Source organism: Kitasatospora sp. NPDC022856, from assembly GCF_055561235.1.
Genome location: NZ_JBVHHE010000088.1, coordinates 1 through 10,464 on the forward strand (window position 1 = coordinate 1; position 10,464 = coordinate 10,464).

At 72.6% G+C, this 10,464-nt stretch carries 1 protein-coding gene and 1 pseudogene; both read left to right on the forward strand.

The window, feature by feature from the left end:
- Positions 1-6,649, forward strand: a 6,649-nt coding sequence (locus tag ACZ34W_RS37960) for an SDR family NAD(P)-dependent oxidoreductase (protein ID WP_465610972.1), incomplete at its 5' end; no start/stop codon positions are given.
- 45 nt (positions 6,650-6,694) lie between these two features.
- Positions 6,695-10,464: pseudogene (locus ACZ34W_RS37965) on the forward strand (type I polyketide synthase); the annotation flags it as partial.

Genomic DNA, 10,464 nt, shown 5'->3' on the forward strand with positions numbered 1-10,464 from the left:
CGACGACATGTCCGCAGAGTGGTTGCGCCTGGGTGTGGCCTCGGGTGAGCCGCAGTTCGCGGTGCGGGCCGGCCAGGTGCGTGTACCCAGGCTGGCGCGGGTGCCGTCGACGCCTGCTCCCGTTGCCGGGGGTCGTCCGGGCACGGTGCTGATCACCGGTGCATCGGGTGTGTTGGGTGGTCTGGTGGCCCGGCGTCTCGCGGAGAGCGGGCAGGCCGAGCACCTGGTCCTGCTGTCGCGTCGGGGCATCGAGGCCCCCGGAATGCCGGAGCTGGTCGCCGACCTGAAGGGCCTGGGTGTCGAGGTCACGGTCGCGGCCTGTGACGTGGCCGATCCCGAGGAACTCGCCGACGTCCTGGCGGGTGTGCCGCTGACGGGTGTCGTCCACGCGGCCGGGATCGTCGACGACGGGCTCGTCGTCTCGCTGACCCCGGAGCGGGTGGCGGCGGTGATGCGGCCGAAGGTCGACGCGGCGTGGCACCTGCACGAGCTGACCCGTCACCTGGACCTGGACATGTTCGTCTTGTTCTCCTCGGTGGCCGGTGTCTGGGGCAACCCGGGGCAGGCGAACTACGCGGCGGGAAACACGTTCCTGGACGCGCTGGCCGCTCACCGGCGGCACGAGGGCCTGGCCGCGGTGTCGCTGGCCTGGGGCCCGTGGGAGGACGGCATGGCCGGCGGTCTCACCGACGCCGACTGGCGCCGGCTGTCCCGCCAGGGGCTGAGGCCGCTGCCCGCGGCCGACGGGCTCGGCATGCTCGACGCGGCCGCCCGCGCCGCCGCGCCGCTCGTGGTGACGGCCAGGCTGGACCTGGCCGCCCTGCGGAACTCCGGCGAGGTGCCGCCGCTGCTGACCGGTCTGGTCCGCGCCGGGCACCAGGGCTCCCGCACCCGCCGCCCGGCTGGACGGGCCGCCGTCGGCGCCCAGAACGCGTTGGCCGCGCGGCTGGCCGGGCTGGGGCCGGACGAGCAGCGGGAGGTGGTGCGGGAGCTGGTGCTGTCGCAGGCCGCTCTGGTGCTGGGGATGGCCGGTCCGGCCGGCCTGGACGCCGAACGTTCCTTCCGGGACGTCGGTTTCGACTCGCTCACCGCCGTCGAACTGCGCAGCCGACTGAGCAATGTGACGGGCCTGCGGCTCTCGGCGACGATCGTGTTCGACTACCCGACACCGGCGGCCCTGGTCGGCCACCTGGTGGGCGAGTTGGTCGGTGGGGCCGATCCCGTGTCGGCGGGCTCCGCACGGTCCGTGGTCCGACGCGGGTCGGCCGAGGACGACCGCGTGGTGATCGTCGGGATGGCGTGCCGGTTCCCGGGCGGGGTGTCGTCGCCAGGTGAGTTCTGGGAGCTGCTGGAGTCGCGCGGGGACGCGATCGGCCTCTTCCCGACGGACCGCGGCTGGCCCGGCGACGTGGTCGATCCGGATCCGGACGCGGTGGGCAAGAGCGTGTCCGGTGAAGGCGGGTTCCTCTACGACGCGGGGGAGTTCGACGCGGAGTTCTTCGGGATCAGTCCGCGTGAGGCGGTGGCGACGGATCCGCAGCAGCGGTTGTTGCTGGAGGCGTCGTGGGAGGCGTTGGAGGACGCGGGGATCGACCCGACGGGGCTGCGGGGCAGTGCGACGGGGGTGTTCTCGGGGCTCTTCTATCACGACTACCTGCCGTCGCACTTCGTGCCGGAGGAGGTCGAGGGGTATCTGGGGACGGGTGGCACGGGTTCGGTGGCCTCGGGGCGGGTGGCGTATGCGCTGGGGCTGGAAGGTCCGGCGGTGACGGTGGACACGGCGTGTTCGTCGTCGCTGGTGGCGCTGCACCTGGCCTGCCAGTCGCTGCGCTCGGGGGAGAGTTCGCTCGCGCTGGCGGGCGGTGTGACGGTGATGTCGACGCCCGGCACGTTCATCGACTTCTCGCGACAGCGCGGTCTTGCGGCCGACGGCCGGTGCAAGGCGTTCGCGGAGTCCGCGGACGGTACGGGCTGGGGCGAGGGCGTCGGCGTCCTGGTGGTGGAGCGCATGTCCGACGCGCTGCGCAACGGGCACCGCATCCTGGCCGTGGTCGCCGGTACGGCGGTGAACCAGGACGGTGCGTCCAACGGTCTGACGGCGCCGAACGGGCCATCCCAGCAGCGGGTCATCCGGGCCGCGCTGGCCAACGCCGGTCTGTCCGCGGCCGAGGTGGACGTGGTCGAGGGCCACGGCACCGGCACCAGGCTGGGCGACCCGATCGAGGCGCAGGCGCTGCTGGCGACCTACGGCCAGGACCGGCCGCAGGACCGGCCGCTGCTCCTGGGGTCCGTGAAGTCCAACATCGGTCACGCGCAAGCCGCCGCCGGTGCCGCAGGGATCATCAAGATGGTCGCCGCGATGCAGCACGGCGTGGTGCCGGCGACGCTGCACGCGGACGAGCCGTCCTCGCGGATCGACTGGGAGTCGGGCGCCGTCCGACTGGTGACCGAAGCGGTGCCGTGGCCGGATGCCGGGCACCCCCGGCGCGCGGGTGTTTCGTCCTTCGGGTTCTCCGGGACCAATGCGCACGTGATCATCGAGCAGGCGCCGGACCAGGACACTTCGGGCTCCGGTTCCGGTGGTGTTGACCTGCCGGTGGTGCCGTGGTCCCTCTCGGCGCGGTCGGCGGAGGGTCTTGCCGGTCAGGCGGAGCGGTTGGCGGCGTTCGTTGAGCGCTCCGATGCCGAAGTCGTCGATGTGGGTTGGTCGTTGGTGGTGTCGCGGGCGGCGTTGGAGCAGCGGGCGGTGGTCCTCGGTGCGGACCGCGAGGAGTTGCTGGCCGGTCTTGCGGCGCTGGCCGGGGGCCGTGAGGTTCCCGGTGTGGTGACCGGGTCCGTGGGTGGTGCGGGCAAGGTCGGGTTCGTGTTCACCGGTCAGGGTGCGCAGCGCGTCGGTATGGGGCAGGGCCTCTACCAGGCGTTCCCGGTGTTCGCCGACGCGTTCGACGCGGTGTGCACGGGGCTGGCCGAGCACTTGGACGGCTCCCTCGCCGCCGTCATCCGGGGTGAGGGCCCGATCGACGAGACGGGGTGGGCGCAGCCCGCACTGTTCGCGGTCGAGGTGGCGCTTCACCGTCTGCTGGAGTCGTGGGGTGTGAGCCCGCAGGTGGTGGCCGGTCATTCGATCGGTGAGCTGGCCGCGGCGCATGTGGCGGGGGTGTGGTCGCTGGAGGACGCCTGCGCTGTAGTGGCCGCACGCGGTCGGCTGATGCAGCAACTGCCGACCGGTGGTGCGATGGTGGCCGTCGAGGCGACCGAGGAGCAGGTTCTCGAAGCGATCGCGGGCCGGGCCGGTGTCGGTATCGCCGCGGTGAACGGCCCCAAGGCCGTGGTGATCTCGGGCGTCGAGGACGAAGTGCTGCAGGCCGCCGCCCAGTTGGCCGCGTCCGGCGCGCGCACGAAGCGCCTTCAGGTCTCGCACGCGTTCCACTCGCCGCTGATGGAGCCGATGCTGGAGGAGTTCGCCCGCGTCGTCGCCGCCGTCAGCTACCGCACGCCCAAGCTGACCATGGTCTCCGCCCTCACCGGCCTCCCGGTGACGGACGAGGTCACGGACCCGGCCTACTGGGTGAAGCACGTCCGCGAGGCGGTCCGCTTCCACGACGCCGCGCAGGCCCTTCGCGCCGCCGGTGTGCGGACGTTCGTGGAGATCGGCCCTGACGGTGTGCTGTCCGGCATGGGCCCGCAGACCCGCACGGACGACCAGGGCGAGCCCGAGGTCTGGCTCCCGCTGCTCCGTCGCGGCCGTGACGAGCCCCGCGCCCTGTTCACCGCGCTTGCGAAGCTCTTCGTGCGGGGTGTGCCGGTCGCCTGGGAGCAGGTCTACGCGGACACCGGCGTCCAGCAGGTCGACCTGCCCACCTACGCCTTCCAGCGTCAGCGCTACTGGCTGACCGCGACGGCGGGCAGCCGCGCCGAGGACCTCGGACTGGAGAGCGCAGGGCACCCCCTGCTGGGCGCGGCGGTCACCCTGCCGTCGAGTGGTGGCGTGGTCCTGACCGGGCGACTGTCACTCGCCGCACAGCCCTGGCTGGCCGATCACGTGGTGGACGGGCAGGTCGTCGTCCCCGGCGCCGCGCTGGTCGAGATGGCCGTGCGCGCGGGCGACGAGGCCGGCTGCACCCGGGTCGAGGAGCTGCTCATCGAGGCACCGCTGGTGCTGCCGCCGCAGGGCGGAGCGCGGGTGCAGGTGACGGTCGACGAGGCGGACGAGTCCGGCCGCCGCGTGGTGGCCCTCTACGCTCAGGCCGAGGAAGCGGCTCAGGAGGAGGAGTGGACCCGGCACGCCGCCGGCGTTCTAGCTCCGGCCGACACGTCTGCCGAAGTTCACGGCGATCTGGCGCAGTGGCCCCCGGCTGGTGCCGAGGCGGTGGATCTGGACGGGTTCTACCCGGGGCTCGCCGCCAGCGGTCTCGCCTACGGTCCGGTGTTCCAGGGGGTGCGTGCGGCGTGGCGGCGTGGCGAGGAGCTGTTCGCCGAGGTCGCGCTGCCGGACGGGGTGAGCGCCGCCGACTTCGGGCTGCACCCCGCTCTGCTGGACGCCTCCCTCCACGTGATCGTGGGCACGGGCGAGCGCCGGGACCGGCCGGAAGTGCCGTTCGCCTGGGGCGATGTGGTGGTGCATGCCGCGGATGCGGTGGCCGCCCGGGTGCGGGTCACGCCTGTGGGCGAAGGCGTGTCGCTGACCCTGGCCGATGCCACGGGTGCGTTGATCGCGTCGGTGGGTTCGGTGGTCCTGCGGCCTTTCGCGGCTGTTGAGGCACCGGCTCGCGACGACCTGTTCGGCGTGGAGTGGGTTCCGGTTGGTCCGCTCGGCGCCGCGACGGAGGGTGGTCGGTGGGCTGTCCTCGGGACGGCGGAGCTGGCGGGTGCGGAGTCGTTCCCGGATCTGGCGGCGCTGGTGGCGTCGGCGGAGGTCGTGCCCGAGGTGGTGGTGGTGGTGCGGGTTGTGCCGGACGCCGTGGACGAGGTCCCGGCTGCGGCTGGTCGTACGGCTGCCGGTGTGCTGGGTCTGGTGCAGGAGTGGCTGGCGGCGGAGTCCTTGTCCGGGTCCCGTCTGCTGGTGGTGACCGAGCGGGCCGTCGACGCCGGTCCGGAGGCGTCGATAGAGGTCGCGGCTGCTCCGGTGTGGGGTCTGGTCCGGGTGGCGCAGGCGGAGAACCCTGGCCGGATCGTCCTCGCCGATGTGGACGAGATGTCCGCAGAGGTGCTGCGCCAAGGCGTGGCCTCGGGTGAGCCGCAGTTCGCGGTGCGGGCCGGCCAGGTGCGTGTACCCAGGCTGGTGCGGGTGCCGTCGATGCCTGCCGCCGACTCGGGGGGTCGTCCGGGCACGGTGCTGATCACCGGTGCATCGGGTGTGTTGGGTGGTCTGGTGGCGCGGCACCTCGCGGAGAGCGGGCGGGCCGAGCACCTGGTCCTGCTGTCGCGTCGTGGTATCGAGGCCGCCGGGATGCCGGAGCTGGTGGCCGATCTGAAGGGGCTGGGTGTCGAGGTCACGGTCGCGGCCTGTGACGTGGCCGATCGCGAGGAACTCGCCGACGTCCTGGCGGGTGTGCCGCTGACGGGTGTCGTCCACGCGGCCGGTGTCCTGGACGACGGGCTCGTCGCTTCGCTGACCCTGGAGCGGTTGGCGGCGGTGATGCGGCCGAAGGTCGACGCGGCGTGGCATCTGCATGAGCTGACCCGTCACCTGGACCTGGACATGTTCGTCTTGTTCTCCTCGATCGCGGGTGTGATCGGTAACGCGGGTCAGGCGAACTACGCGGCGGGGAACACGTTCCTGGACGCGCTGGCCGCTCACCGGCGGCACGAGGGCCTGCCGGGGGTGTCGTTGGCGTGGGGTCCGTGGGAGAACGGCATGGCGGGTGAGCTCTCGGAGGCAGACCGCCGCCGGATGGGCCGGCAGGGTCTGCGGCCATTCTCCGACGCACGCGGGCTCGCCGTCCTGGAGGCGGCCGTCGGCCGGCCCGAAGCACTCCTCGTCGCGGCCGAGTTGAACCTGGCCGCCCTGAGGGGATCCGGCGAGGTCCCGCCGCTGCTGTCCAGTCTGGTGCGCGGATCGCGGGCCGGTGGGTCGGCCCGTCGATCGGTCGCGGAGCTTGCCGCCGACGGTCGGAGCGCCCTGGCCGCGCGGCTGGCCGGGCTGGGGCCGGACGAGCAGCGGGAGGTGGTGCGGGAGCTGGTGCTGTCGCAGGCCGCCCTGGTGCTGGGGATGGCCGGTCCGGGCAGTCTGGACGCCGAACGTTCCTTCCGGGACGTCGGGTTCGACTCGCTCACCGCCGTCGAACTGCGCAACCGGCTGAACAGCGCCACCGGCCTGCGGCTGCCGGCCACGGCGGTCTTCGACTACCCGAGCCCGACGGCCCTGGCCGACTTCCTGGCCCAGGAGACCTTCGGGTCGGTCGCCGAGGTGTCGGGCGCCCTGGCGGCGTACTCCGGACTCGACCGGCTCGAAGCCTCGGTCACCGAGCTCCTGGGAGACGAAGACGCCCGGGCCCGGGTCACGGCGCGGCTCAAGGACATCCTCTCGGCGCTGAGCGACACCGCCGGGTCCGGCGAGGGCGACGAGGGCGCCTCGGTCGCCGAGACGATCCAATCGGCCAGTGACGACGACATGTTCGACTTCATCGACAACCAGCTCGGGCTCTGAGTACGTCGCCGTACCACCGTGCGAAATGAGGAAGGCGTCCATCGGATGGCGAACGAAGAGAAGCTCCGTGACTACCTCAAGCGGGTCACCACCGACCTGGCGCAGACCCGGGAGCGCCTGCGCGAGGTGGAGGGCCGGCAGCAGGAACCCGTGGCCATCGTCGGTATGGCCTGCCGGTTCCCGGGCGGGGTGTCGTCACCGGAGGAGTTCTGGCAGCTGCTGGCCTCGGGCGGGGACGCGATCGGCCACTTCCCGACGGACCGCGGCTGGCCGGGGAACCTGGTCGATCCGGATCCGGACGCGGTGGGCAAGAGCGTCTCCGGCGAGGGTGGATTCCTCTATGAAGCTGCCGAGTTCGACGCGGAGTTCTTCGGGATCAGTCCGCGTGAGGCGGTCGTGATGGATCCGCAGCAGCGTTTGCTGCTGGAGACGTCCTGGCACGCGCTGGAGGGTGCCGGGATCGACCCGACGGGGCTGCGGGGCAGCGCGACGGGCGTGTTCGCCGGCCTCTTCTACCACGACTACCTGCCGTTCTACCCCGTACCGGAGGAGGCCGAGGGCTATCTCGGCACCGGGGGCATGGGGTCGGTCGTCTCCGGGCGGGTGGCGTATGCGCTGGGGCTGGAGGGCCCGGCGGTGACGGTGGACACGGCGTGTTCGTCGTCGCTGGTGGCGCTGCACCTGGCCTGCCAGTCGCTGCGCTCGGGGGAGAGTTCGCTCGCGCTGGCGGGCGGTGTGACGGTGATGTCGACGCCCGGCACGTTCATCGACTTCTCGCGACAGCGCGGTCTTGCGGCCGACGGCCGGTGCAAGGCCTACGCGGAGTCCGCCGACGGCACCGGCTGGGGCGAGGGCGTCGGCGTCTTGGTGGTCGAACGGCTTTCGGACGCACGCCGCAACGGTCACAAGGTGCTCGCGGTGGTGACCGGTACGGCGGTGAACCAGGACGGTGCGTCCAACGGTCTGACGGCGCCGAACGGCCCGTCCCAGCAGCGGGTGATCCGGGCCGCGCTGGCCAACGCCGGAGTCGGCGCCGACGGCGTGGATGTCGTCGAGGGCCACGGCACCGGCACGCGGTTGGGTGACCCGATCGAGGCGCAGGCGTTGCTGGCGACCTACGGCCAGGAGCGGCCGGCCGACCGGCCGCTGCTGCTGGGCTCGGTGAAGTCGAACATCGGGCACGCCCAGGCGGCCGCCGGTGTGGCGGGTGTCATCAAGATGGTTGCCGCGATGCAGCACGGTGTGGTGCCGGCGACGCTGCACGCGGACGAGCCGTCTTCGCGGATCGACTGGGAGTCCGGCGCCGTCCGACTGGTCACCGAGGCGCAGCCGTGGCCGGAGACGGGTGAGCGGCCGCGTCGGGCGGGTGTGTCGTCCTTCGGGTTCTCCGGGACCAACGCACACGTGATCGTCGAGCAGGCGCTGGCCGAGGAGGCTGTCGCGCCGAGGGGCGAGGGCTGGACGCTGCCGGTGGTGCCGTGGTTCCTCTCGGGGCGGTCGGCGGAGGGTCTTGCCGGTCAGGCGGAGCGGCTCGCGGACTTCGTACAGCGGTCTGACGCTGATCTTCTGGACGCTGGTTGGTCGTTGGTGGTGTCGCGGGCGGCGTTGGAGCAGCGGGCGGTGGTGCTGGGCTCGGACCGCGAGGAGTTGCTGGCGGGTCTTGCGGCGTTGGCCGGGGGTCGTGAGGTTCCCGGTGTGGTGACCGGGTCCGTGGGTGGTGCGGGCAAGGTCGGGTTCGTGTTCACTGGTCAGGGTGCGCAGCGCGTCGGTATGGGGCAGGGGCTCTATCAGGCGTTCCCGGTGTTCGCCGAGGCGTTCGACGCGGTGTGTGCGGGGCTGGCCGAGCACTTGGACGGCTCCCTGGCGGGTGTGATCCGGGGCGAGGGCCCGATCGACGAGACGGGGTGGGCGCAGCCTGCACTGTTCGCCGTCGAGGTTGCCCTTCACCGTCTGCTGGAGTCGTGGGGTGTGAGTCCGCAGGTGGTGGCCGGTCATTCGATCGGTGAGCTGGCCGCGGCGCATGTGGCGGGGGTGTGGTCGCTGGAGGATGCCTGTGCGGTGGTGGCCGCGCGTGGTCGGCTGATGCAGCAACTGCCTTCCGGTGGTGCGATGGTGGCCGTCGAGGCCACGGAGGAGCAGGTTCTCGGAGCGATCGCGGGCCGGACTGGTGTCGGTGTCGCCGCGGTGAACGGCCCCAAGGCTGTGGTGATCTCGGGCGTCGAGGACGAAGTATTGCAGGCCGCCGCGCAGTTGGCCGCGTCCGGCGCGCGCACGAAGCGCCTTCAGGTCTCGCACGCGTTCCACTCGCCGCTGATGGAGCCGATGCTGGAGGAGTTCGCCCGCGTCGTCGCCGCCGTCAGCTACCGCGCGCCCAAGCTGACGATGGTCTCCGCCCTGACCGGTCTCCCGGTGACGGACGAGGTCACGGACCCGGCCTACTGGGTGAAGCACGTCCGCGAGGCGGTCCGCTTCCACGACGCCGCGCAGGCCCTTCGCGCCGCCGGTGTGCGGACGTTCGTCGAGATCGGCCCTGACGGTGTGCTGTCCGGCATGGGCCCGCAGACCCGCACGGACGACCAGGGCGAGCCCGAGGTCTGGCTCCCGCTGCTCCGTCGCGGCCGTGACGAGCCCCGCGCCTTGATGACCGCGCTTGCGAAGCTCTTCGTGCGGGGTGTGCCGGTCGCCTGGGAGCAGGTCTACGCGGACACCGGCGCCCAGCAGGTCGACCTGCCCACCTACGCCTTCCAGCGTCAGCGCTACTGGCTGCCGACCGGTTCCGGCGTGGTGGACGCGGCCGGGCTGGGCCAGTCACCGGCGCGTCATCCGCTGCTGGGTGCGGCGGTGACGCTGCCGGCCAGTGGGGGTCTGGTGCTGACCGGGCGCCTGTCACTGGCTGCACAGCCCTGGCTGGCCGACCACGTGGTGGCCGGGCAGGTCGTTGTCCCAGGGGCGGCGCTGGTCGAGATGGCCGTGCGCGCGGGCGACGAGGCCGAGTACAGCCGGGTCGAGGAACTCCTGATCGAGGCGCCGCTGACGCTCCCGCCGCAGGGCGCGGTCCGGGTGCAGGTCACGGTGGACGAGGCGGACGAGTCCGGCCGCCGTGCGGTCGCGGTGTATGCCCAGTCCGAGGAGGCGGCCTTCGCGGAGGAGTGGACCCGGCACGCGACGGGCGCGCTGACACCGGTCGCGCCGAATGCCGACACTGTGCTGCCGGGCGAGTGGCCGCCGGCGGGCGCCGAGACCGTAGACCTGGACGGGTTCTACCCACGCCTGGCCGCCAGTGGCCTCGCCTACGGTCCGGTGTTCCAGGGTATGCAGGCAGCCTGGCGGCGTGGCGAGGAGTTGTTCGCCGAGGTCGCGCTGCCGGACGGTGTCGGCGTGTCCGGATTCGGGCTGCACCCCGCCCTGCTGGACAGCGCGCTGCACGTGGCGGGGTTGGATGACGACGGGGACGGCCTGACGCTGCCGTTCGCGTGGAGTGACGTCGAGGTGCACGCATCGGGTGCGGTGGCGGCCCGGGTGCGTGTGGCACCGGCTGCCTCGGGCGAGGGCGTGTCGATCACGTTGGCCGATGCTGCGGGCGAGCTGGTGGCGTCGGTCGGTTCGTTGGTGCTGAGGGTGGCCTCGGCCGAAGACCTGGCGGGTGGCACCGGGGCGGCGAATGAGTCGATGTTCGGTGTGGAGTGGGTTCCGGTTGGTCCGCTCGGCGCCGCGACGGAGGGTGGTCGGTGGGCTGTCCTCGGGACGGCGGAGCTGGCGGGTGCGGAGTCGTTCCCGGATCTGGCGGCGCTGGTGGCGTCGGCGGAGGTCGTGCC